The following is a 21,648-nucleotide window of genomic DNA, read 5'->3' on the forward strand; positions in this document are numbered from 1 at the left end:
GCGCGCTCGTGGCCGGCGCCACCGGTTCGGTGGCACCGGCCACGGGCGCGAGCGCTTTGGTCTCCGTCTCCGGTGTCATCGGCTTCGCCGGATCGCGGCGGCCACGCGGTCAGCCGGTGGGCTGGGGCTGGTCGGTGGCCAGGTCGTCGTTCTCGGGGTTCCCGCCGCGGCCGAGCGTCTGGTGCGCGGGGCGCAGGCGATGGACCACGGCCACGAGAACGAGGGTCAGCACCAGGAGCCCGGTCCAGATCACCCACTGTTCGGGCCAGGGTCCGATCGAGTGGCCGTGCCCGGATCGGCCGCCGTCGGCTCCGGAGATGATGACGGCCGCCAGGCCGACGATCGTGGCCAGGACGGCGAGCCGCCCGGCCAAGCGGGCGGTCAGCGGCAGCGGGCGCGACTCCCGGCGGGGCCCGCGCAGCCGAAGCCGCTCACGGGGGCGGGCCGGAGCCAGCAGCCGGAGCAGCAGGAGTCCGGCGAGAGGCATCTGCAGTGCCCACACCAGGGTACGGAAGGAGCCTTCGAACCAGACGTTGGTGCCGTACAACAGGGTGTGCCACACGCTGAGGACATAGACGACGATGATGAAGCGGTGCAGGGCCCGCCACATTCGGGGGCCGGTGGCCTGGCGCACGTAGAAGGCGAGACCCAGGACGATCGCCAGGTAGAAGGCGATCAGGCCCAGGAGGATCGCGATCCGGCCCGTTCCGGTGGTGTATCCGCCGGGGACGAACACCTTGACCAGGGTCTCGCGCACCAGCTCGCCCATCGGCTGGTTCTCGAAGTTCGTCTGAAGTTCGGCGGCGAAGAACGTGGCCATGTGCAGGAACATCAGCCCGATGGTCGTCAGGCTGGTGGTGCGGTGCAACTTCTCCACCCGGGCGGCCGTCAGCCAGCGCCAGGGCGGGCGAGCCCCTGACCTGAGCAGGCCGAAGAGCAGCGTGACGTAGGCCCACAGCAACGCCGACCAGCCAAAGGCCTGGCACAGCCAGTACCACCAGTACTCGGACGTGTCGTCGAAGGGGGGCATGATCTCGATGCTGGGCGAGGTGCCGTTGTCGATCCGAGTCCACAGCCACCAGAAAATGAGGCCGGTGACCACCAGCGCCAGGCTGGCGTCGGGTACCGCTGCGCGGGCGTCCGCCCCCAGGCCGTGCCAGTCGAAACGCGGCGCGCTTCTTCGCCTTTTCTTGTTTGGTGTGGATGATCCTGAGGCCATTGTCATCGGAGTTCACCATTCTCTAAGCGACTTCGCGGTGTCCCAGCCCCCGGTGACGGCCTTTCACATGTGCTTCTCCTGAGATTAGACGCGATACACGCCGATCGGAACACATCTGCGGCACAGGAAGCCTCGTGTGCCACTCATCCCCCGACAGTTTTCCGGACTTGCCGGGTGCGGCGGCAGCGACGCGAGGGGCCACGATGAACCCGAGGACGGCGGGTAGGGGAAGTCGCCCTCGGGCGGCTGCGCAGGGGATCGGCACGGTGGCTCCTGTTCTCTTCGAGTGGTGGGTGGAGGAGACGACCCACCCGGATCGGTAGTCGGTTCTGTTCGCCCGCCGGTTCCACCTCGGGCGCGCCTCGCAGGGACTTCCCGCGAGCCGCTCACGGAGGAGATCACCCGAGCGGAGGTCGGCGATGGACGCCTGGTCAGCCGCTCATAGCCCGTCGGGGGGCGGAAAACCGTTTGTGCGCGAGGGCCGGTTGGGCTTGGGTCGGTGGCCGTGACCGCACTCGACGATCTGATACGACCGGACCGCTATCCGCGGTCCTCCGGCTACGACCCCGCCTGGGTGCTCGGGCTGGACATGGGCCCGCATCCGCTGTGGCTCCTGGAGAACCTGGCCGCCGATCTGGATCTGCGTCCCGGGATGCGGGTGCTGGACCTGGGGTCCGGCAAGGGCGCCACGTCGGTGTTCCTGGCCCGGGAGTACGGCGTCGAGGTGGTCGCCGCCGACTGGTGGGTGCCCGCCGAGGAGGCGGCGGCCGTGTTCGCTGAGGCGGGCGTCGGCGACCGGGTGACGGCGGTGCGGGCGGAGGCCCACGTCCTGCCGTTCGAGGAGGAGAGCTTCGACGCGATCGTGAGCGTCGACGCGTTTGAGTACTTCGGCACGGCGGACGGGTATCTGCCGTATCTGGTCCGCTTTTTGCGCCCCGGGGGGCAGGTGGGGGTGGCCACCCCCGGGATGACCCGCGAGATCCGTGAACTCGGCGCGATCCCGCCGCACATCAAGAAGCTGGTCGGCTGGGAGGCGATCGCCTGGCACACGGCGGAGTGGTGGCGCTTCCAGTGGGAGATCACGGAGCTGGTGACGGTGACGTCGGCCCGGCTCCAGCCGGACGGCTGGCAGGACTGGCTGCTGTGGGCCCGGGCGGGGGCGGAGGCGCTGCCGCCGGAGCGGCGGGGGGAGGCGGAGCCGACGCTGGACATGCTGACGGCTGATGGCGGGGAGTACCTGTCGTTCGCGCTGATAACGGCCCGCAAGCGGTGAGTCGCCGCCCGCCCCTTTGCAAAGGGGCGGGCGGGTGGGAAAACTCAGACGCTCAGCGTCCGGCGCACCGTTCCTTCCGCCTCCTCGTCGCCCGCGCCGGAGGCCGTGACTCGGCCGGCCTCCAGGACGTAGTACTCGTCCGCCGCCCGCAGGGCGAAGCCCACGTGTTGTTCCACCAGCAGCACCGACAGCCCGCCCCGGGATGCCAGTTGGAGGATCGTGCGCTGGATCTCCGCGACCACCGAGGGCTGGATGCCCTCCGTCGGCTCGTCGAGCAGCAGCAGCCGGGGGCGGGTGATCAGCGCGCGGGCGATGGCGAGTTGCTGGCGCTGGCCGCCGGAGAGCAGGCCGGCCCGGCGGGTGGCGACCTCGCGCAGTGCGGGGAAGAGGTCCAGCGCCTCGGCGAGCGCCGCGCGGCCGGCCCGGTGGCCGTCGGCGACCAGGCGCAGGTTCTCCATGGTGGTCAACTGCGGGAAGCTCTGCTGCCCTTGCGGCACATACGCCATGCCGCGCCGCACCCGCTGGTGCGCGGGCAGCCGCGTGACGTCGCGGCCGTCGAACCGCACCGTGCCCGCCCGGGGCCGGATCAGCCCGAGCGCGGCGCGCAGCAGCGTGGACTTGCCCGCGCCGTTGTGGCCGAGGACGGTCGCTACGCCGTCCTCGGGCACGGTCAGCGACACGCCGTGCAGCACCACGCTGCGGTCGTATCCGGCGACCAGTCCGGTGATCTCCAGCATCACGCCTCCACCTCGGCTTCCGTGACCGGCTCCCCGAGGTAGACCTCCTGGACGCGCGGGTCCGCGCGTACCTCGGCGACCGTGCCCTCGCTGAGCACCCGGCCCGCGTGCAGCACGGTGACGCTGGAGGCGAAGGTCCGCATGAAGTCCATGTCGTGTTCGATGACGACGACGGTGCGGTCCTCGCCCACGCGGCGCAGCAACTGCCCGGTGGCCTCGCGTTCCTCGTGGCTCATGCCGGCCACCGGCTCATCCAGCAGGAGGAGTTGGACGTTCTGCACGAGCAGCATGCCGATCTCCAGCCACTGCTTCTGGCCGTGTGCCAGCGTGCCCGCGGGCCGCTCGCGGTGGTCGGCCAGGCCGATGGTCTCCAGGGCGCGTTCGACCTCCTCGGGGATGCCGCGGCGGCGCCGCAGCAGGGTGAGCGGGCGGCGGCCGGCGCCCACGGCGATGTCGAGGTTCTGGAGCACGGTCAGGTTCTCGAAGACGGTGGCCGTCTGGAACGTGCGGCCGATCCCGAGCCGCGCGACGCGGTGCACGGGGCGGCCGAGGAGTTCGTGGCCGCCGAACCGCACCGAGCCGGTGGCCGGGACCAGGCCGGTGACGGCGTCGACGAGGGTGGTCTTGCCCGCGCCGTTGGGCCCGATGAGGAAGCGCAGGTCGCCCGGGCCGACGCGGAGGCTGACGCCGTCGACGGCGGTGAAGCCGTCGAACGTCACCCGCACATCGGTGATTTCCAGTGCCTTCAGGGGTTCTTCGGTCATGCCGCCGTCACCACCCCGGTGCGCCGCCGGCGGGCCGCGAGGTGGGCCAGGGAGGCCAGGCCGCCGGGCAGGAAGGCGACCACGACGACGAACAGCCCGCCCTGGAAGTACGTCCAGGCGGCGGGGAATTCCTCGGAGAGGGTGGTCTGCGCCCAGGCCACCGCGACGGCGCCGAGGACGACGCCGACGACGCTGGCCCGGCCGCCGATGGCCGCGCCGATGACGAACTGGATGGACGGCACGATGCCGATCAGCGCGGGCGAGATGATGCCCACGGCCGGTACGAACAGCGCCCCGGCCACGCCCGCCATGCCGGCCGAGAGGGTGTAGGCGGCGAGCTTGACGAGCGCCGGGTCGTAGCCGAGGAAGCGGACGCGTTCCTCGGAGTCCCGGACGGCCACGAGGAGTTCGCCGTAGCGGCTGTGGAAGAGCTGCCGGGTGAGGAGCATCAGGACCAGCAGGGTGCCGGCGATGACGAAGTACACGGTGCGGCGGTTGACGGGGTCGTCCAGCGAGTAGCCGAAGAACCCCTGGAAGTCGGTCAGTCCGTTGGTGCCGCCGGTGGTGGCCTGCTGGCCGATCAGCAGGATCGCGAAGGCGGCGGCGAGGGCCTGGCTGAGGATGGCGAAGTAGGCGCCGCGCACCCGGCGGCGGAAGACGAACCACCCGATGACGGCGGCCAGCGCCATCGGCAGCAGCACGACGGCGGCCAGCGCGACGACGGGTGACCGGAACGGCTCCCACCACCACGGAAGTTGGTCGGTGGAGCCGTAGAGCATCATGAAGTCCGGCAGTTGGCCGGAGCCGGCGTCCGCGAGCTTCATGTGCATCGCCATGGCGTAGCCGCCGAGGCCGAAGAAGAGGCCCTGGCCGAGAACGAGCATGCCGCCGCGGCCCCAGGCCAGCGCGATACCGACGGCGACGATGGCGACGCACAGGTAGCGGGCGAGCTGCCCGAGGCGGAAGTCGGAGAGCAGGGCGGGCGCGAGGGCGAACAGCAGCACCGCGCCCAGGGCGTAACCGGCGGGTACCCGCCAGCGGTCGAGGAGTTGGGTCATGCCAGGCTCCGGGTGCGCAGGGTGTGGATGCCTTGGGGGCGCCATTGCAGGAAGGCGACGATCGCGACGAGCACGATGGCGCGGGCGACGCTGACGGTGGTGGAGTACTCCATCACCGCCTGGAGGACGCCGAGGGCGAACGCGGCGATGACCGCGCCGCGGAGCTGGCCGATGCCGCCGACGACCACGACCAGGAACGCGTCGATGATGATGTTGGTGCCCATGGTGGGGCCGGTGGGGCCGACCAGGGTGAGGGCGACGCCGGCCAGGCCCGCGAGGCCGGAGCCGATGAAGAACGTCAGCCGGTCCACGCGGGCGGTGGCGATCCCGGACGCCTCGGCGAGGTCGCGGTGCTGCACCACGGCCCGCACGCGGCGGCCCAGCGATGTGAGCCGCAGGGTCAGGGTGAGCGCCACGACGGCGGCCAGCGCCAGGCCGAGGATGAACAGCCGGGCGTGCGGCAGCGTCAGGTGGTCGCCGCCGAAGGTGAGGGTGAGGCGGCCGGAGAGCCAGTCGGGCGTCGGGGAGTGCACGTTGGGCGCGCCGAACAGGTCGCGGGCCAGTTGCTGGAGCATCAGCGAGACGCCCCAGGTGACCAGCAGGGTGTCCAGGGGGCGGGCGTAGAGCCGGCGGATGAGGAGCCATTCCAGCAGCGCGCCCATCGCGCCGGCCACCAGGAACGCGGTCGGCAGGGCGACCAGGAGCGCGGCCCCGGAGGAACCGACGGGTCCGTGGAGCATGTAGACGGTGTAGGCGCCGGCCATGATGAACTCGCCGTGGGCCATGTTGATCACGCCCATCTGCCCGAACGTGAGGGACAGGCCGAGGGCGATGAGCAGGAGCACGGCGCCGATGCTGATGCCGGTGAAGGACTGGCCGAGGATGACGGTCATGCGGGTGCCTCCGCGGCCAGGGCGTCGGCCCAGTCGTAGTCCCGCAGGAACGGGTCGGGTCTGATCGGCCCTTCGGAGCTCCACACCTCGGTGATGCTGCCGTCGGCGCCGATGCGGCCGATGCGGTTGGTCTTGTGGATGTGCTGGGTGTCGCCGTCCACGGTGACGGTGCCCTCGGGGGCCTCGAAGGTGATGCCGTCGGCGGCGGCGCGCACGTCCTCCACCTCGAACGAGCCGGCCCGTTCGACCATCGCGGCCCAGAGGTGGACGGAGGTGTAGGCGGCCTCCATCGGGTCGGAGGTGGGCCGGTCGGTGCCGTACCGCTCCTGGAAGGCGGTGACGAAGCGGTCGTTGGCCGCGCTCTCGGTGGTCTGGTAGTAGTTCCAGGAGGTGAGCTGGCCCGCCAGGTTCTCCGCGCCGATGCCGGCGACCTCCTCCTCGGCGATGGAGACCGACAGCACGGGCATTTCCTCCGCGGTCAGGCCGAACGCCGCGTACTCGCGGAAGAAGGACACGTTGCTGTCGCCGTTGAGGGTGTTGAACACGGCGTCGGCGTCGGCGGCCTGGACCTTGTTGGCGATCGTGGCGAACTCGGTGGAGCCCAGCGGGGCGTAGTCCTCGCCGACGATCTCGATGCCGTACTCCTCGGCGTACGCCTTGATGACCCGGTTCGCGGTGCGCGGGAAGACGTAGTCGCTGCCGACCAGGTAGAGCGAGTCGACGCCCTGCTCGCGCAGGTAGTCGAGGGCGGGCACGATCTGCTGGTTGGTGGTGGCTCCCGTGTAGAAGATGTTCGGCGACTGCTCGAGTCCCTCGTACTGCACGGGATAGAAGAGCAGCGAGCCGTTCTGCTCGAAGACCGGCAGGACGGCCTTGCGGCTGGCCGAGGTCCAGCAGCCGAAGACGGCGGCGACCTGGTCCTGCTGGATCAGCTTTCCGGCCTTCTCGGCGAACGTGGGCCAGTCGGAGGCGCCGTCCTCGCTGATCGGCTCTATTTGCCTGCCGAGCACGCCGCCGTTCGCGTTGATCTCGTCGATGGCCAGCAACAGCGCGTCGCGGACCGTGACTTCGCTGATCGCCATGGTGCCGGAGAGGGAGTTGAGCAGTCCGACCTTGATGGTGTCGCCGGAGGTGTCGATGGTGGCGACGCGGGCGGCCGTTTCCTCTCCGGTCCTGGCACCGCAGGCCGTCAGCGCGATGGCGGCCAGCGCCATCACCACCGCGGCCAGGCGGCGTCCCCGGGGTTGGGGCATGTCGGTCCTCCTTGTCCCTGGGCGGGACGGGAAAATGCGTGGGGAGCCGGGCCGCGTCGCCCAGCGTGGGCATGCCACAGCTTCAGAGGGTGCTGTTTCCCCGGGATTTCACCATCATTAATACTTCCGTTCGGAAGTATCACGGTGGCCGGCGGGCGGTGCCCGGGCCGGTCCGTTCAGCCCCGGCCGCTCCAGCCGTCCAGGTCGGCGGTCACCGCGAAGTCCAGCCCGTCGGCCTCGGCGAGGTAGATCCGCTGCCGCACGTGCCGCCCGCTCAGCCGCAGCAGCCCGCGCGCCCCTTCGTAGGCGACGTCGGCCGCCGTGCCCTCGATGGCCGGGACCCGCCAGGAACGGGCCTGGTTGATCAGCGCGGCCAGCAGCAGCACACCCTCGTAGCAGGACTCCCCCAACGCGCTGGGCGCCGGGGCGTCGGGGCCGAAGCGGGCGGCGTAACGGCCGTGGAAGTCAAGGGTGTCGGCGGTGGCGAGCGCGCCGAAAAAGCCGGCCGTCGCGCTCAGCCCCCGGGTGGCCTCGGGGCCGCTGGCCAGCAGCATGTTCTCGTCCATCAGCGTGCTCAGCCGCAGACACCGCTGGTCGAGCCCGGCGGCGGCGAACGCTCGGTTGAAGCGGACCGCGTCGCTGCCCACCAGCAGCATCAGCACGGCGTCCGCCGCGACCTGCTCGATGCGGCGCAGCGCGGCGGCGAAGTCGTCGGTGCCCAGGGGGAGATAGCTCTCGCCGCAGATCCGGCCGCCGGTCTCGCGCGCGTAGGCGTGCGCGGCCCGGGCGGTGCGGCGGGGCCAGATGTAGTCGTTGCCGACGACGTACCAGCGGCGGACGCGGCGTTCGGCCGCCAGCAGCCGCATCGCGGGGCGGAGCTGGCCGTCGGGCGTCTCGCTGGTGAGGTAGACGCCCTCGGAGTTCTCCCCGCCCTCGTAGAGCGCCGTATACACATAGGGCACGCGGTGGGCGACGCGCGGCGCGAGCGCCTGCCGCACCGAGGAGATGTGCCAGCCGGTGACGCCGTGCACGATGCCGGAGGCGACCAGCGCCTCGACCTCGGCGGCCACCTGGCGCGGCGGCGCGCCGCCGTCCACGGTCACCAGCCGCAGCTCGCGCCCGAGCACGCCGCCGGCCGCGTTCACCTCGTCCGCGGCCAGCCGCGCGCACAGCTCGCAGGCCGGCCCGAAGATCCCGGCGGGCCCCTGCCGGGGCACCACGAGCGCGACGCCGAGCGCCTCGGGGTCGGCGGTGAGCGGCCCGGCGGGGTCCTGGGGCATCATCGCGCCATGATGGCGGTTCCCGGGCCCGGCCGTGCCCCGGGCCCGCAGAACGAGACGCCGGGCCGCCGGGCGGGAACCGTACGATGGATGGGCCGCCGGACCGGCACCGTTCATTGATGGGCCCGAGGAGCGACATGACCGTAGATCTGGTGGGGTTGCTGACCCGGGCCGAGCGGCTGACCGTTCGGCGGCTGCGCGGAGTGCTGGAGGAGGCCGGCTGCTCGGTGGACGCCTGGCACGTGATGTCGCTCCTCGCCGACGGCGAGGGCCACGGCATGACGGCGATAGCCGACCATGTGCTGCTGCCGCCGCCCACGCTGACCCGGCTGATGGACCAGCTCGTCGACGACGGCGTGGTGCACCGCCGCGTGGACCCCATGGACCGGCGCCGCATCCTGGCCTATCTGACCCCGCGCGGCGTGGAGTTGTGGCGACAGTTGGATCAACGGGTCACCGCCGCCTGGGAGTCGCTGCCGGGCAGCGGCGACGACGAGCTGCTGGCCGCGCTGCTGCGCCGCCTGGCGGCCGGCCTGGCGGACACCCCGGCCAGGCCGGCGGCCAAAACGGGCCGGTGAGGCGTCGACGCGGGCTCAGGCCCTGTTCGGCCGGCCCGCGACCGATCGCCGAGGGCAGGACGGTGACCGGCCGGCGTCCCCGGGGGCCGGACCCCGCCTAGGGATAGGTGAGGCCCTGGCCCAGCAGGCCGGCGGTCAGGGCGGCGACGGGCACCGCGATCAGTAACCGTCGTCCGGGTTTGCCTCGTTTCGTCACTCGCTCGTCCTTACGGTGTGGGGGGACTGTCCGGCAGTGGTTCGGGAGCGCTCCCAGGGGCCGCACGGCCCCCCATGTAGCCAGCGTCACACCCTCCTATCAACGCGTCCGGCCACCGCTTCACGAGTTGAACAGGGCGACCGTGTACCGGGTATCGGGCATTTTGCCCGCCCGGACGATTACGGTATGGAGCACATCGCGCACTTTGCGCGATCACGCCAGCTCGACAGCCAAAAGAATTCGCATGCGTGACGAATTAACGGGTAGCCGCCCGCGCATGCGAACGCTCGCCCCGCGGGGGTTCGCACCGACAGGGTTTGAAGGGAAGGACTGAGAAGCGTGCCAGGCGACAAACAGGGCTCGATCATGACGAGCACGACGAGACGGCCGTCGTTGCTCAGACCGCGGACGGATCCGATCGTCTTCGGCGTGGCAGCCGTGCTGACGCTGGCATTCGTCATGTGGGGGGCGGTGGCCTCGGACTCGCTGGCCGATGTCTCCGGGGACATGCTCACCAGCGTCATCCACAACGCGGGCTGGGGCTTCGTGCTCGCCGCGTCCGGGTTCGTCGTCTTCGCGCTGTGGCTGGCCATCAGCCGCTACGGGCGCATCACCCTGGGCGGGGAGGGCGAGGAGCCGGAGTTCAGGACGGTGTCCTGGATCGCCATGATGTTCAGCGCCGGCATGGGCATCGGCCTGATGTTCTTCGGCGTGAACGAGCCGCTCTCCCACTTCACCACCCCGCCGCCCGGCACCACCCCAGCCGACTCCGGCGAGGCCATGTCCACGGCGATGGCCACGACGCTGTTCCACTGGACGCTGCACCCGTGGGCGATCTACGCGGTGGCCGGCCTGGCCATCGCCTACAGCACGTTCCGGCGCCGCCGCCGGCTCACCATCAGCGCGGTATTCACGCCGCTCATCGGCGAGCGGCACGCCAACGGCGCGGCCGGCCGGGTCATCGACATCCTGGCGATCATCGCCACGCTCTTCGGCTCCGCCGCCTCGCTGGGCCTGGGCGCCCTCCAGATCGGCAGCGGCATCGAGGAACTGGACTGGATGTCGGAGGTCGGCAACGGCCTGCTGGTCGTGGTCATCGGGTGCCTGACCGCGGCCTTTGTGCTGTCCGCGGTCTCGGGCATCGCCAAGGGCATCCAGTGGCTGTCGAACACCAATATGGTGCTGGCCGCGGTGCTGGCGTTCTTCCTGTTCGTCGTCGGCCCCACCGTGCTGATCCTGGACCTGCTGCCGACCTCCGTCGGCTCGTTCCTCGGGCAGCTTCCGGAGATGGCCGCCCGCACCGAGGCCAGCGGCGGCGAGGACATCGCCGGCTGGCTGTCGGGCTGGACCGTCTTCTACTGGGCCTGGTGGATCTCCTGGACGCCGTTCGTCGGCATGTTCATCGCGCGCATCAGCCGGGGCCGGACCATCCGGCAGTTCGTCGGCGGCGTCATCCTGGTGCCGAGCGCGGTCAGCCTGGTCTGGTTCAGCATCTTCGGCGGCACGGGGATGCGCCTGGAGGAGGAGGGCGCGGGCATCACTCAGGAGTCCACGCCCGAGGGACAGCTCTTCACCGTGCTCCAGGACTACCCGCTCGCGAGCATCACCACGATCATCGTGATGATCCTGGTCGGCATCTTCTTCGTCTCCGGCGCGGACGCGGCCTCCATCGTGATGGGCACACTCTCCCAGCGCGGCACGCTGGAGCCGGGCCGGGCCCTGGTCGTCTTCTGGGGCGTGCTCACGGGCGCGGTCGCCGCGATCATGCTGATCATCGGCGGCGAGGGCACCTCGGCACTGGACGGCCTCCAGAACCTGACGATCCTGGCCGCCGTGCCGTTCACCCTCGTCATGATCGGGCTGTGCGCGGCGCTGATGCGCGATCTGCGCCACGACTCCCTCATCCTGCGCGGCCAGAAGGGCGAGGAGGCCGTGGAGATGGCGGTCATCGCCGGCCACGAGAAGTACAACGGCGACTTCGAACTCCGCATCGGGCCGGGCACCGGCGAGATCGACGTCCGTCCCGCGCAGGACAGCTCCGGCCAACCCGCCGGGAAGTAGTCCCCGTCCCCTCCCCCGGGCCCCTCGGCGGGCCCGGGGCCGGTCAGGCCGTGGCCGTCGCGCGGATCGAGAACATCAGCGGAACGCGCGGCCGGCCCGCCGGATAGCGGTACTCCCGCGCGCTCACCCGCTCCAGCACGGGGAAACGCGGCCACATCGTGGTGGCGTGCTCGGCGAGCCGCTCCACGCGCAGGCCCGCCCCGGCCAGCGCGGTGACGATGTCGCCCAGCGTGTGGTGCCACTGCACCTGCTTCGTCTTCGTCAGCGCCGGGCCGCCGGTGTACGTGTAGGGGAAGTCGTAGACCTGCCCCTCCCGGTCGAAGTAGTCGCGTTCGACCGACGTCCCGTCGTCGCCGAGCAGTTCGGTGAACGGGTGGAACTCGACCAGGTACAGCACCCCGCCCGGCGCCAGCAGCGAGGCGGCCACCCGCGCCCAGCGCGGCAGGTCCGGCAGCCACACCAGGGCGCCGAGCCCGGTGTAGACGATGTCGAACCGCTCCCCGGCCAGGGCGGTCGCCGCCTCATAGACGTCGGAGACCACGAAACGCGCCCGGTCGGCGAGGCCGATGTCCGCCGCCAGCGCGCGGGCGGTCGCCACGGCCTCGGCGGAGAAGTCCAGGCCGGTCACGGCCGCGCCGCGCCGCGCCCACGAGAGGGTGTCCTGCCCCATGTGGCACTGGAGGTGCAGCAGGCTGCGCCCGGCCACCTCGCCGAGCTCCTCCGGCTCGAACGGCCGCAGATGGTCCGCGCCCGCGCGGAAGCCGGGCAGGTCGTAGAACTCACTCGCGGCGTGCACGCCGACCCGGTCGTCCCAGTTCTCCCGGTTGTGCCGGAGCCAGTCATCGGTCATGGGCGAGACCGTAGGCGGGCGCCGTCGGGCACCGCAAACCATTTCGGCCGGCGAGGGGTTCACCGCCCCGGATGGACGCCGTACAGCCGCCGGGTCCGGCGGCGGGCGGCCGAGGCGCGGGCCGCCGCCGTGCCGGAAGCGGCGATGGCCACCACGGCGGCCAGCATCGTGAGCAGCCAGGCCGGGACGCCGCCCACGGTCAGGAGTTCGTCCTCGTAGACCACCGGGATGTACTCGGTGTCCGCCGCGGCGCGTTCCAGCACGTGGTCGCCCTCGATCAGCTCCGGGCGCGGGAAGTCCTGGTCCAGGACGGTCAGGAACGTCTCCCCGGCGGCCAAGTCGCGCAGCGGGCCCTCCGGCTGGTCCTCGGTGGGCAGGGCGGCGGCGAACTGCACCTCGGGCTCGTTGCCGCCCAGGTGGGACGCCGGCTCCATGCGACCCGGGCCCAGCACATAGAGCTTCAGCGACTGCTCGGTCCGGGCGGCGCGGGAGAGCCGCATCGGGTAGATCAGCTCGTCCGAGGCGAAGGTGAGGCTGATGGGGTCCAGCGTGCCGCCGAGAACGGTCTCGGCCGGGTCGGCGCCGTCCGTCTTGGCGGGCGTCAGCCGGATGGCCACGTACTCCCAGCCGCGCTCCACATAGGGCGTCAGCTCCTGCCCCAGCCGCTCGGGCAGCGTGAAGCCGTTCTCGCCGAGCCAGTTGTCGAGGGCGTCGGGGTCGTCCGCGGCGAGGCGGGCCACGTCGAACGGGCCGAGCTGCTCCCGGCTGATGACGTCCACGCCCGACTCCCGGGTGGGCGGTGGGGCGCCCGGCAGGGCACCGTCGCCCTCGTCGTCCTCCGAGCCGAGCGGCCAGTCGCCCTCGCGGGGCCAGAAGTAGTGGCGGGTCTCGTGCCGGGGCGCGGTGACGGCGCGCAGGTCGTTGAACAGCTCCCGGTCGCCGAGCTCCACCTCGGCGCGGCTGGGCACCGGCATGATCCACGCGGCCTCGGGCGCCTCGCCGTCCACGGTGAGGCTCATCACGATCTGCTCGGTGGTGCCGTCCCAGCGCACGGCCGAGGTCTCCTGCTGGACCGTGACCGGCGTGTCCGGGTCGGTCACCATCCCGCCGCAGCCGCAGGCGTACGCGGGCCAGGCCACGGCCACCAACTGCGTGAGCAGAAGCAGGAGAACGGTCGTCAGCGCACTTCTTCGCATCCTCATCACCGTGTCGGACGGCGGGGGCGGGCACGGCGGTTCCGGGGTTTCCGGCGATCGCCGGCGGATGGACGTTTGGTGGCGGGCGGCCCAAGGAACCCGGCGGGGGCCCGGCACGGCGTGGAGGGGAAACCGAATGAGCACGTACGTCTACGGCATCGCGCGGGCCGGCGCGGCGGGCCGGGCGGCGTGATGGCGATGGGACTGCTCAGGGAGTTGTTCCTGCTGCCGCTCGCCCCGGTGCGCGGCGCGGGCTGGGTGCTGAGCCAGGTGGCCGCGGAGGCGGACCGGCGCTTCTCCGACCCGGCCGTGGTGCAGCGCGAACTGGCGCTGCTGGAAGAGGAGTTGCTGTGCGGCCTGATCGACGAGACGGAGTTCGCGCGCCGCGAGGACGAGCTGCTGGACCGTCTCGATCCCACTGACGACTGGTTGACGCGCTGACCGGCGGGAACGGGTTGGGCCCGGCGATGCCCCGCCGTCTCACAGGGCGCGGGCGGCGGCGCGGCCCGCCGTCCGGCCGGAGAACAGGCAGCCACCGAGGAACGTGCCCTCCAGCGAGCGGTAGCCGTGCATCCCGCCGCCGCCGAAGCCGGCGGCCTCGCCGGCCGCCCACAGCCCCGGCAGCGGCTGGCCGTCCTCGGCCAGGACGCGGGCCGACAGGTCGGTCTGGAGGCCACCGAGCGTCTTGCGGGTCAGGATGTGCAGCCGCACGGCGATCAGCGGCCCGGCCTTGGGGTCCAGCAGGCGGTGCGGCGGGGCGACGCGGATGAGGCGGTCGCCGAGGTAGGCGCGGGCCGCGCGGACGGCGGTCACCTGGAGGTCCTTGGTGAAGCGGTTGCCGATCTCCCGGTCGCGGGCCTCGATCTCGCGGCGCAGGGCCTGCTCGTCGATCAGCTTGTCGCCGGTGAGGGCGTTCATCCCCCGGACCAGGGCGCCGAGTTCGTGCTCGACGACGAAGTCCGGCCCGTGGTCCATGAACGCCTGGACGGGCGCGGGGGCGCCGGACCGGGCCCGGGCGAGCACGTCCCGGACGCTGCGGCCGGTGAGGTCCGGGTTCTGCTCGGAGCCGGAGAGCGCGAACTCCTTCTCGATGATCTTCCGCGTCAGCACGAACCAGGTGTGGGTGTGGCCGGTGCCCATGATGTGCTCGAGCGTGCCGAGGGTGTCGAAGCCGGGGAAGAGCGGCACCGGCAGGCGTTTCCCGGTGGCGTCCAGCCACAGCGAGGAGGGCCCGGGCAGGATGCGGATGCCGTGCCGGGACCAGACGGGGTTCCAGTTGGTGATGCCCTCGGTGTAGTGCCACATCCGGTCGCGGTTGATGAGCCGCGCGCCGGCGCGTTCGGCGATGCCCAGCAGCCGGCCGTCCACATGGGCGGGCACGCCGCTGAGCATGTGCTCGGGCGGAGTGCCCAGCCGCGCGGGCCAGTTGGCGCGCACGAGGTCGTGGTCGCCGCCGATGCCGCCGGAGGTGACGATCACGGCCTGCGCGCGCAGCTCGAACGCGCCGGCGACCTCGCGGTTGCTGGGGGTGCCGCGGCGGGCGGCGCTGGGGGCCAGCACCTCGCCGCTGACGGTGTCCAGCACGCCGCCGCTGCGGGCGAGTCCGGTGACGCGGTGCCGGAAGCGCAGGTCGACCAGGCCGCGCTCGGCGGCGGCGCGCACCCGTCGTTCGAACGGCTCGACGAGGCCCGGGCCGGTGCCCCAGGTGATGTGGAAACGGGGCACGGAGTTGCCGTGGCCGCTGGCCGCGTAGCCGCCGCGTTCGGCCCAGCCGACGACGGGGAAGAGACGGACGCCGTGGCCGCGCAGCCAGGCCCGCTTCTCCCCGGCGGCGAAGTCGACATACGCCTCGGCCCAGCGGCGCGGCCAGTGGTCCTCGGGGCGGTCGAAGCCGGCGGTGCCCAGCCAGTCCTGCCAGGCCAGCTCATGGCTGTCGCGGATGCGCAGCCGCCGCTGCTCGGGCGAGTCGACGAGGAACAGCCCGCCGAACGACCAGTGCGCCTGCCCGCCCAGGGAGGCCTCCGGCTCCTGGTCGAGGAGGATCACCTTCCGCCCGGCGTCGGCCAGTTCGGCGGTGGCGGCCAGCCCGGCGAGACCGGCCCCGATCACGATGACATCGGCGTCGTAGGCCATGATCCTCCGTCTTCCGCCCTTGGTTCCCCCGCATCCTGGGCCACGGGGCGTGCGACGTCAACGGGCGGCGCGCACGGGCACGAAACGCACCGGGGTGCCGGGGCGGGCCTGGGCCGCCGCGGCGAGGTCGGGCTCGGGGACCACGCCGATGACGGGATATCCGCCGGTGGTCGGGTGGTCGGCGAGAAAGACCAGCGGGCGCCCGTCGGGCGGCACCTGGACGGCGCCCAGCACCAGGCCCTCGCTGGGGAGTTCTCCCTGCCGGACCCGTTCCAGCGGGGGGCCCTCGGTGCGCAGGCCGATGCGGTTGCTCGCGGTCGCCACCCGGTAGGTGGCCCGGGCCAGGGTGCGCGGGGCCGTCCGGTCGAACCAGTCGTCCCGCGGCCCGAGCCGCACCCGCAGCACCAGCTCCTCCGGCGGGGCGGGCTGCGGCACGGCGTCGGCCGGGGCGGGCGGGGCGACGGGGTCGCCCAGCGGCAGGACGGCGCCGTCGGTGAGCGGCGCGGGGCCGAGGCCGGACAGCAGGTCGGTGGCGCGGCTGCCGAGCACCGGCTCGACGGCGACGCCGCCGCCGAAGGCCAGATAGCCGCGGACGCCGCGCCGCGCCGGCCCGACGTCCAGCACGGCCCCGGCGGGCACGCGCACGGCGGCGCCCCACGCGACCGGGCGGCCGTCGACGGCGACGTGGCAGGGCGCGCCGGTGACGGCGACGGTCGCGGCGCGGCGCGGCCGGACGGCGCAGCCGGTGAGCGTGGTCTCCAGGGTGGCGGCGGCGGGGTCGTTGCCGACGAGCCGGTTGGCGAGCCGGTGCGCGGGCAGGTCGAGCGCGCCGGACCGCGGCACGCCCAGGTGTGCCTGCCCGGCGCGGCCCAGATCCTGAACGGTGGTCAGCGCGCCCGCCCGGATCACGGCGAAGGCCCGGTCGGTCATGAGCCGCATTCGCGAACGAAACGGACCCGGGTGCCCGGGGTCAGCAGGGCGGCGGGTTCGCGGGCGGGGTCGAAGAGAACGGCGTCGGTGGTGCCGATGAGCTGCCAGCCGCCCGGCGAGGAGCGCGGGTAGACGCCGGTGTAGGAGCCCGCCAGCGCGACCGAGCCGGCCGGGACACTGGTGCGCGGGGTGGCGCGGCGGGGCACGGCGTACCGTTCCGGAAGCCCGGTCAGATAGCCGAAGCCGGGGGCGAACCCGCAGAAGGCGACGCGGAATTCGGTCCCGGCGTGGATGCGCCCGACCTCCTCCTCGGGCACGCCCCAGCGGGCGGCGACCTCGGCGAGGTCGGGCCCGTCGTAGCGCACCGGGATCTCGGCGGTCGCGTGCGTGTCGGGGGCGAGCGGCGGGATGTCCCAGCGGGCCAGGTCGGCGGCGAGCGGGCCCGGGGCGCCGACGCCGTCGAGCAGCACGGTGCGGGCGGCCGGCACGATGTCGGTGACCTGCGGCAGCGTGCCGGCCGCGCGGCGGCGCAGCAGCTCGGCGTGCAGGGCCAGGGCGGCGTCGCCGGTGGGGAGTTCGACGAGGAGCGCGTGCTCGCCGACGGGCAGGACGTTCATGCCGCTGTCTGTGGGTGGTGTCATCGGGCGAACGGCTCCAGCCCGATCCCGGCGGCCGCCAGCCCGGCCCGGACGTGGCGGGCCAGGTCGGTGGCGCCGGGGGTGTCGCCGTGCACGCACAGGGAGCGGGCGCGGACGGCGACCGTCGTGCCCTCGGCGGAGGTCACCCGGCCGTCGCGGGCGATGCCGACGGACCGCCGCACCACCAGCTCGGGGTCGGTGATGACGGCGCCCTCCCGGCCGCGCGGCAGCAGGGTGCCGTCCGGGGTGTAGGCGCGGTCGGCGAACGCCTCGGCCACGACGGGGAGTCCGGCCGCGCCGGCGGCCTCGTGCAACTGGGATCCGGGGAGGCCCAGCACGGGCAGCGGCATGCCGGTGAGGACGACGCCGGCCACCACGGCGCCGGCCTGCTCCGGGTCGCGCGCGGCGCGGTTGTAGAGCGCGCCGTGCGGTTTGACGTAGGACACGCGGCTGCCGGCCGCGCGGGCGAACACCTCCAGGGCGCCGATCTGGTAGGCGGTCTCGGCCGCCAGCTCGTCGGGCGGCACGTCCATCGCCCGGCGGCCGAACCCGGCCAGGTCCCGGTAGCCGACGTGGGCCCCGATGGCCACGCCGCGCTCGGCCGCCACCTCGCAGACCCGGCGCATGGTGACCGCGTCGCCGGCGTGCAGGCCGCACGCGACGTTGGCGCTGGTGACGACGGAGAGCAGTGCTTCGTCGTCGGTCAGCCGCCAGTGGCCGAATCCCTCGCCCAGATCGGCGTTGAGGTCGATCAGCGCTCTGTCGATGGTCGTCATGCCACTCGGTACTCCTTGTCCCGTGCGTCGGTGATGAACATATATCCGGGCGCGTGCGTGATGGCGAAGGGGATGCGCGCGGACATCAGTGCGGCCTGGGGAGTCACCCCGCAGGCCCAGAAGACCGGGATGTCGCCGGGCCGGAGGGCGACCGCCTCGCCGAAGTCCGGGCGCGCCAGATCGCGGATGCCCAGGCCCGCCGGGTTGCCGGTGTGCACCGGGCCGCCGTGCATGGAGGGCATCGAGGCACTGACGGTTCGCGCCCGGGTCACCAGGTGGGCCGGGATGGGCCGCATGGAGACGACGAGCGGACCGCTGAGCCGGCCACCGGGGCGGCAGGAGCGGTTGGTGCGGTACATCGGGACGTTGCGGCCCTGTTCGGTGTGGCGCAGCGGCACCCCGGCGTCGGCGAGCGCCGTCTCGAAGGTGAAGCTGCACCCGATGAGGAACGTGACCAGGTCGTCCCGCCAGTGGCCGGTCACCTCGGCCGGTTCGCCGCGGAGTTCGCCGTCCTCCCAGACGCGGTAGCGGGGCAGGTCGGTGCGCAGGTCGGCGCCGGGCGCCAGCGGGGTGCGCCAGGAGCCGGGCGCGGTGACGTCGAGCACCGGGCAGGCCTGGGGGTTGCGCCGGCAGAACTGCTCCATGTCCCCGGCCCAGTCGGCGGGGACGGCGATGAGGTTGGCCTGCATGTGGCCGGGTGCCCAGCCGGAGGTGGGTGCCACGCCGCCGGCGCGGAAGTGCGCGCGGGCCTCGCGGGGGCCGGGCGGTAGGGGTCGGACGGTCGCCATGGTCGGTGGTCCTTTCGTGAAGGGTACGGCTCGCGCGGTACGGCCGTCAGGTCAGTTCGCGGCCGCGGGTCTCGGGGAGGCCGAGCAGGGCGATCAGCGCCAGGCCGTAGCCCGCGGCGCCGAAGATCAGCGCGCCGCCGACGCCCACGCTGTCGGCCAGGAAGCCGACGGTCGCGGGGAAGAACGCGCCGATGGCCCGGCCGGTGTTGTAGGTGAAGCCCTGTCCGGTGCCGCGGATGTCGGCCGGGTACAGCTCGGCGAGGAAGGAGCCGAACGAGCTGAAGATGGCCGACATGCAGAAGCCGAGGGGGAAGCCGAGCACCATCACGAGGGTGTCGGCGCCCTCGGGGATGTTGGTGTAGGCCAGGATCGCGGCGGCGGAGAGCACGGCGAACAGCGCGATGTTGTTCTTCCGGCCGAGTCGGTCGGTGACCCAGCCGCCGGTGAGGTAGCCGGTGAACGCGCCGGTGATGAGGAACGTCAGATATCCCCCGGTGCCGACGACGGTGAGGCCGCGTTCGTCGTCCAGGTAGGTGGGCACCCAGGTGGCCAGCGTGTAGTAGCCGCCCTGGACGCCGGTGGACAGCAGCACGGCGAACAGGGTGGGCCGCCGCAGGCCGCCGGCGAAGATCGCGCCGAACCGGCCCCGGCGGGCGCTGTTCTCGCGCCGCCGCGCCGCCTCGGGGGCGTCGGTGACGTTGCGCCGGACGTAGAGGACGAGCAGGGCGGGCAGGGCGCCGGTGAAGAACATGACGCGCCAGGCGAGGTCGTCGTCGAAGAGCTGGAACACGAGGGTGTAGACGAGGACCGCCAGGCCCCAGCCGACGGCCCAGGAGCTCTGGACGAAGGCGAGCGTCCGGCCGCGGTGCCGGGCGGAGGCGTACTCGGCGACCAGGATCGCGCCGACGGCCCATTCGCCGCCGAAGCCGAGGCCCTGAAAGGCGCGGAAGACCAGGAGGAGTTCGTAGCTGGGCGCGAAGCCGCACAGCACGGTGAAGAACGCGTACGTGACGACCGTGGCCAGCAGGGCCTGCACCCGGCCGAACCGGTCGGCCAGCACGCCGGCGGCGGCGCCGCCCACGGCGGAGGACACCATCGTCACGGCGGTCAGCAGACCGGTCTGGCCGGAGTCGAGCAGGAAGTACGCCTCGATGGCGACCATGCTCAGCGGCAGGGTGAAGAAGTCGTAGGAGTCGAGTCCGTAGCCACCGAAGGCGCCGGCGAACGCGCGCCGGCCACGGGGGCCGAGGGCGCGGAACCAGGCGAAGGCGCCGGTGTCCTGGGCGGAGTCGTCGGGGCGGGCCGGGGCGACGGAAGGTGCGGGCGTGCTCATGAGTGCCTCGCAAAAAGGAGGAAACCGGTGGGAGTTGAGCCGATGTGCCCGGCAGTGCTGGCTGCCTTACCTCAGCAAGGTAGGGGATTGTTCAACGATCCGGCAATACTCATGTTGTTTCATCCTTGTTTCTGCGGTTGACTGCACCCTGTCGCGAACGGGAACGCTGGAAGGAACCCTGTGGAAAGCACCGAGGGCGCGCTGGCCGGGCTGATCGACGACCGTGCGCTGCTGGGCCGCACGAGCACCGCCGAACGAGTCGCCGACATCCTGCGCAACCGCATCGCGGAGGGGCTCTTCCCGCCGAGCACGCAGTTGTCCGAGAAGGCGATCGGCGAGGCGCTGGGGGTCTCGCGCAACACCCTGCGCGAGGCGTTCCGCCTGCTGACGCACGAACGGCTGCTCGTGCACGAGCTCAACCGCGGCGTCTTCGTGCGGGTCCTGACGGTCGAGGACCTGAACGACATCTACCGCGTGCGCCGGCTCGTGGAGTGCGCGACGCTGCGGGGCCTGGGCGAGCCGCCCCACCCGCTGGACGCCCTCCAGGCGGCGGTGGCCACCGGCGAGAAGGCCGCTCGCGACAAGCAGTGGCGGGACCTGGGCACCGCGAACATCCGTTTCCACCAGGAGCTGGTGGCGCTGGCCGGCAGCCCGCGCACGGACGAGCTGATGCGCGGCGTGCTGGCGGAGCTGCGCCTGGTCTTCCACGTGATGGAGGACCCGCGCCGCTTCCACGAGCCCTATCTGTCGCGCAACCGGCAGATCTTCGAGGCGCTGAAGTCCGGCGACGCGGCGGGCGCGGAGACGCTGCTGGCCTCCTATCTGGACGACTCCCGGCGTCAGTTGGCCGAGGCCTACGAACGCCGCCTGGGCTGACGGGCCGACCGGACCGAGGGGCCCTACGCTCGTCACATGATCCGAAAGGTCGTGGCGACGGTCCGGCTGTGGTTCTCGCCCGGGCGACTGCGAGCGGAGGGGGTCACCCCCGACTACCGCTTCTCGCTGGCGAACGAGCGCACGTTCCTGGCCTGGCTGCGCACCGCGCTGGCGCTGCTGGCCGGCGGCATCGCGGTGGACCAGTTCCTGACGGACCTGCGCTGGGCGGTGCGCACCGCGGTGGCCCTGATCCTGCTGGCGGGCGGCGCGCTGTGCGCGGTGCGGGCGGTCAACCACTGGGTCCGGTCGGAACGGGCCATGCGGCGCGGCGAGGATCTGCCGGTGAGCCGTTTCCCGGCGCTGCTGGCGGTGGGCACCGCGGTGACGGCGCTGCTGGTGATGGCGGCGGTGCTGTTCGGCTGGGCGGGCGCGTGACCGTCGGCGCGCGCGGGAACGCCGAGCCGCCCGCCCGCGACCCGGGCGCGCAGCCGGAGCGCACCCGGCTCGCGTGGCGGCGCACCACGCTGACGTTCGCACTGGTGGTGGTGCTGGCCGCGCGGGGCCTGGTGGTCGAGGGCGGGCACCGGGGGCCGGAAACGGTGGCGGTGGCGCTGGCCGCGCTGCTGTGGGTGGCGTTTCTGGCGGTGGCGCACCGGCGGCTGCGGGCGCTGACGGAGGCCCGGCCGGGCCCGCCAGAGGGCCGGACGGTGGCGGGCGCGGCCGGGATCGTCGTCGTCGCCGCGCTGGTCGCGGCGGTCGCCTTGGCCGTTCCCGGGTAACCGCCCCCCGAGCGCCATCGGATCGCGTGAACGCGCC

At 72.8% G+C, this 21,648-nt stretch carries 22 protein-coding genes; 7 read left to right on the forward strand and 15 right to left on the reverse strand.

All coding sequences use genetic code 11. The annotated features are described in order from the left end of the window. Positions 1-109: 109 nt before the first annotated feature. The gene (locus tag RM590_RS22760; protein WP_394813939.1) at positions 110-1,225 is read right to left on the reverse strand and encodes a ferric reductase-like transmembrane domain-containing protein; all 1,116 of its coding nucleotides are present in this window, start codon (positions 1,223-1,225) and stop codon (positions 110-112) included. A gap of 493 nt (positions 1,226-1,718) precedes the next feature. Here RM590_RS22760 and RM590_RS22765 point away from each other — a divergent pair, with 493 nt between their 5' ends. After that, entirely contained in the window at positions 1,719-2,492 is a 774-nt protein-coding gene (locus tag RM590_RS22765; protein WP_311706534.1) for an SAM-dependent methyltransferase, read from the forward strand. Positions 2,493-2,536: 44 nt separating this feature from the next. Here RM590_RS22765 and urtE read toward each other — a convergent pair whose 3' ends face one another. The 6 genes from urtE to RM590_RS22795 form a co-directional block, all read right to left on the reverse strand. Further along, positions 2,537-3,229 carry an urea ABC transporter ATP-binding subunit UrtE gene (gene urtE / locus RM590_RS22770; protein WP_311706535.1) on the reverse strand — a complete coding sequence of 231 codons (693 nt, stop codon included), beginning with the start codon at positions 3,227-3,229 and terminating at the stop codon, positions 2,537-2,539. Continuing rightward, positions 3,229-3,993 (reverse strand): urea ABC transporter ATP-binding protein UrtD, encoded by a 765-nt coding sequence (gene urtD, locus RM590_RS22775; protein WP_311706536.1) that lies wholly within the window; start codon positions 3,991-3,993, stop codon positions 3,229-3,231. The genes urtE and urtD overlap by 1 nt, the downstream gene beginning before the upstream one ends. Continuing rightward, positions 3,990-5,051, reverse strand: coding sequence for an urea ABC transporter permease subunit UrtC (urtC, locus tag RM590_RS22780; RefSeq protein WP_311706537.1), 1,062 nt, complete (start codon positions 5,049-5,051; stop codon positions 3,990-3,992). The genes urtD and urtC overlap by 4 nt, the downstream gene beginning before the upstream one ends. Further along, complete coding sequence (urtB, locus tag RM590_RS22785; RefSeq protein ID WP_311706538.1) at positions 5,048-5,944, reverse strand: urea ABC transporter permease subunit UrtB; 897 nt, start codon at positions 5,942-5,944, stop codon at positions 5,048-5,050. The genes urtC and urtB overlap by 4 nt, the downstream gene beginning before the upstream one ends. After that, positions 5,941-7,197, reverse strand: a complete 1,257-nt coding sequence (gene urtA / locus RM590_RS22790) for an urea ABC transporter substrate-binding protein (RefSeq protein WP_311706539.1) — start codon at positions 7,195-7,197, stop codon at positions 5,941-5,943. The genes urtB and urtA overlap by 4 nt, the downstream gene beginning before the upstream one ends. Positions 7,198-7,373: 176 nt before the next feature. Next, positions 7,374-8,480, reverse strand: a complete 1,107-nt coding sequence (locus RM590_RS22795; RefSeq protein ID WP_311706540.1) for a substrate-binding domain-containing protein — start codon at positions 8,478-8,480, stop codon at positions 7,374-7,376. A gap of 134 nt (positions 8,481-8,614) precedes the next feature. Between RM590_RS22795 and RM590_RS22800 the strand changes: the two genes are divergently transcribed. Both RM590_RS22800 and RM590_RS22805 read left to right on the forward strand, forming a co-directional pair. After that, the gene (locus tag RM590_RS22800; protein WP_311706541.1) at positions 8,615-9,055 is read left to right on the forward strand and encodes a MarR family winged helix-turn-helix transcriptional regulator; all 441 of its coding nucleotides are present in this window, start codon (positions 8,615-8,617) and stop codon (positions 9,053-9,055) included. A gap of 562 nt (positions 9,056-9,617) precedes the next feature. Next, positions 9,618-11,312 carry a BCCT family transporter gene (locus RM590_RS22805; protein WP_311706686.1) on the forward strand — a complete coding sequence of 565 codons (1,695 nt, stop codon included), beginning with the start codon at positions 9,618-9,620 and terminating at the stop codon, positions 11,310-11,312. A 43-nt stretch (positions 11,313-11,355) separates the two neighbouring features. On the opposite strand, the gene RM590_RS22810 is transcribed toward RM590_RS22805, so the two are convergent. Continuing rightward, positions 11,356-12,162 carry a class I SAM-dependent methyltransferase gene (locus RM590_RS22810; RefSeq protein ID WP_311706542.1) on the reverse strand — a complete coding sequence of 269 codons (807 nt, stop codon included), beginning with the start codon at positions 12,160-12,162 and terminating at the stop codon, positions 11,356-11,358. Between the two features lie 59 nt (positions 12,163-12,221). Continuing rightward, positions 12,222-13,358: a DUF2330 domain-containing protein gene (locus tag RM590_RS22815; RefSeq protein ID WP_311706543.1), complete on the reverse strand. Its 1,137-nt coding sequence runs from the start codon at positions 13,356-13,358 to the stop codon at positions 12,222-12,224. Between the two features lie 198 nt (positions 13,359-13,556). Between RM590_RS22815 and RM590_RS22820 the strand changes: the two genes are divergently transcribed. Further along, complete coding sequence (locus RM590_RS22820) at positions 13,557-13,799, forward strand: gas vesicle protein GvpG (protein WP_311706544.1); 243 nt, start codon at positions 13,557-13,559, stop codon at positions 13,797-13,799. Positions 13,800-13,838: 39 nt separating this feature from the next. Here the strand turns inward: RM590_RS22820 and RM590_RS22825 are convergent, their stop codons facing one another. The 6 genes from RM590_RS22825 to RM590_RS22850 are packed head-to-tail and all read right to left on the reverse strand — an operon-like array spanning position 13,839 to position 19,956. Continuing rightward, on the reverse strand, positions 13,839-15,491 hold the full coding sequence (locus RM590_RS22825; protein ID WP_311706545.1) for an FAD-binding dehydrogenase: 1,653 nt from the start codon (positions 15,489-15,491) through the stop codon (positions 13,839-13,841). A 57-nt stretch (positions 15,492-15,548) separates the two neighbouring features. Next, the gene (locus tag RM590_RS22830) at positions 15,549-16,421 is read right to left on the reverse strand and encodes a 5-oxoprolinase subunit C family protein (RefSeq protein WP_311706687.1); all 873 of its coding nucleotides are present in this window, start codon (positions 16,419-16,421) and stop codon (positions 15,549-15,551) included. Beyond that, complete coding sequence (gene pxpB / locus RM590_RS22835) at positions 16,418-17,038, reverse strand: 5-oxoprolinase subunit PxpB (protein ID WP_311706688.1); 621 nt, start codon at positions 17,036-17,038, stop codon at positions 16,418-16,420. Before pxpB ends, RM590_RS22830 begins: the two co-directional genes overlap by 4 nt. A 20-nt stretch (positions 17,039-17,058) precedes the next feature. Beyond that, positions 17,059-17,835 (reverse strand): LamB/YcsF family protein, encoded by a 777-nt coding sequence (locus tag RM590_RS22840; protein WP_311706546.1) that lies wholly within the window; start codon positions 17,833-17,835, stop codon positions 17,059-17,061. Then, a complete protein-coding gene (locus tag RM590_RS22845) occupies positions 17,832-18,623 on the reverse strand; it encodes a putative hydro-lyase (protein ID WP_311706547.1) in 792 nt (263 codons plus the stop codon). Before RM590_RS22845 ends, RM590_RS22840 begins: the two co-directional genes overlap by 4 nt. 46 nt (positions 18,624-18,669) lie before the next feature. Then, the gene (locus tag RM590_RS22850; RefSeq protein ID WP_311706548.1) at positions 18,670-19,956 is read right to left on the reverse strand and encodes an MFS transporter; all 1,287 of its coding nucleotides are present in this window, start codon (positions 19,954-19,956) and stop codon (positions 18,670-18,672) included. A 180-nt stretch (positions 19,957-20,136) separates the two neighbouring features. Between RM590_RS22850 and RM590_RS22855 the strand changes: the two genes are divergently transcribed. From RM590_RS22855 to RM590_RS22865, 3 genes are read left to right on the forward strand one after another with little or no spacing between them, the layout of a single operon-like run. Next, the gene (locus RM590_RS22855; protein WP_311706549.1) at positions 20,137-20,832 is read left to right on the forward strand and encodes a GntR family transcriptional regulator; all 696 of its coding nucleotides are present in this window, start codon (positions 20,137-20,139) and stop codon (positions 20,830-20,832) included. 39 nt (positions 20,833-20,871) lie between these two features. Next, positions 20,872-21,267, forward strand: coding sequence for a YidH family protein (locus tag RM590_RS22860; RefSeq protein WP_394813952.1), 396 nt, complete (start codon positions 20,872-20,874; stop codon positions 21,265-21,267). After that, positions 21,264-21,611 carry a DUF202 domain-containing protein gene (locus RM590_RS22865; protein ID WP_311706551.1) on the forward strand — a complete coding sequence of 116 codons (348 nt, stop codon included), beginning with the start codon at positions 21,264-21,266 and terminating at the stop codon, positions 21,609-21,611. Before RM590_RS22860 ends, RM590_RS22865 begins: the two co-directional genes overlap by 4 nt. Positions 21,612-21,648: the final 37 nt, after the last annotated feature.

This window comes from Streptomyces litchfieldiae (genome assembly GCF_031845365.1).
In the GTDB taxonomy this organism is placed as follows: domain Bacteria; phylum Actinomycetota; class Actinomycetes; order Streptomycetales; family Streptomycetaceae; genus Streptomyces; species Streptomyces litchfieldiae.

Coding starts and splice junctions, on each gene's coding strand:
- RM590_RS22845 (WP_311706547.1), bottom strand. CDS start 18,623: ATGGCGACCGTCCGACCCCTACCGCCCGGCCCCCGCGAGGCCCGCGCG.
- urtC (WP_311706537.1), bottom strand. CDS start 5,051: ATGACCCAACTCCTCGACCGCTGGCGGGTACCCGCCGGTTACGCCCTG.
- RM590_RS22800 (WP_311706541.1), top strand. CDS start 8,615: ATGACCGTAGATCTGGTGGGGTTGCTGACCCGGGCCGAGCGGCTGACC.
- RM590_RS22795 (WP_311706540.1), bottom strand. CDS start 8,480: ATGATGCCCCAGGACCCCGCCGGGCCGCTCACCGCCGACCCCGAGGCG.
- urtB (WP_311706538.1), bottom strand. CDS start 5,944: ATGACCGTCATCCTCGGCCAGTCCTTCACCGGCATCAGCATCGGCGCC.
- RM590_RS22760 (WP_394813939.1), bottom strand. CDS start 1,225: ATGACAATGGCCTCAGGATCATCCACACCAAACAAGAAAAGGCGAAGA.
- RM590_RS22820 (WP_311706544.1), top strand. CDS start 13,557: ATGGGACTGCTCAGGGAGTTGTTCCTGCTGCCGCTCGCCCCGGTGCGC.
- RM590_RS22830 (WP_311706687.1), bottom strand. CDS start 16,421: ATGACCGACCGGGCCTTCGCCGTGATCCGGGCGGGCGCGCTGACCACC.
- RM590_RS22815 (WP_311706543.1), bottom strand. CDS start 13,358: ATGCGAAGAAGTGCGCTGACGACCGTTCTCCTGCTTCTGCTCACGCAG.
- pxpB (WP_311706688.1), bottom strand. CDS start 17,038: ATGAACGTCCTGCCCGTCGGCGAGCACGCGCTCCTCGTCGAACTCCCC.
- RM590_RS22840 (WP_311706546.1), bottom strand. CDS start 17,835: ATGACGACCATCGACAGAGCGCTGATCGACCTCAACGCCGATCTGGGC.
- urtA (WP_311706539.1), bottom strand. CDS start 7,197: ATGCCCCAACCCCGGGGACGCCGCCTGGCCGCGGTGGTGATGGCGCTG.
- RM590_RS22850 (WP_311706548.1), bottom strand. CDS start 19,956: ATGAGCACGCCCGCACCTTCCGTCGCCCCGGCCCGCCCCGACGACTCC.
- RM590_RS22825 (WP_311706545.1), bottom strand. CDS start 15,491: ATGGCCTACGACGCCGATGTCATCGTGATCGGGGCCGGTCTCGCCGGG.
- urtE (WP_311706535.1), bottom strand. CDS start 3,229: ATGCTGGAGATCACCGGACTGGTCGCCGGATACGACCGCAGCGTGGTG.
- RM590_RS22810 (WP_311706542.1), bottom strand. CDS start 12,162: ATGACCGATGACTGGCTCCGGCACAACCGGGAGAACTGGGACGACCGG.
- RM590_RS22805 (WP_311706686.1), top strand. CDS start 9,618: ATGACGAGCACGACGAGACGGCCGTCGTTGCTCAGACCGCGGACGGAT.
- urtD (WP_311706536.1), bottom strand. CDS start 3,993: ATGACCGAAGAACCCCTGAAGGCACTGGAAATCACCGATGTGCGGGTG.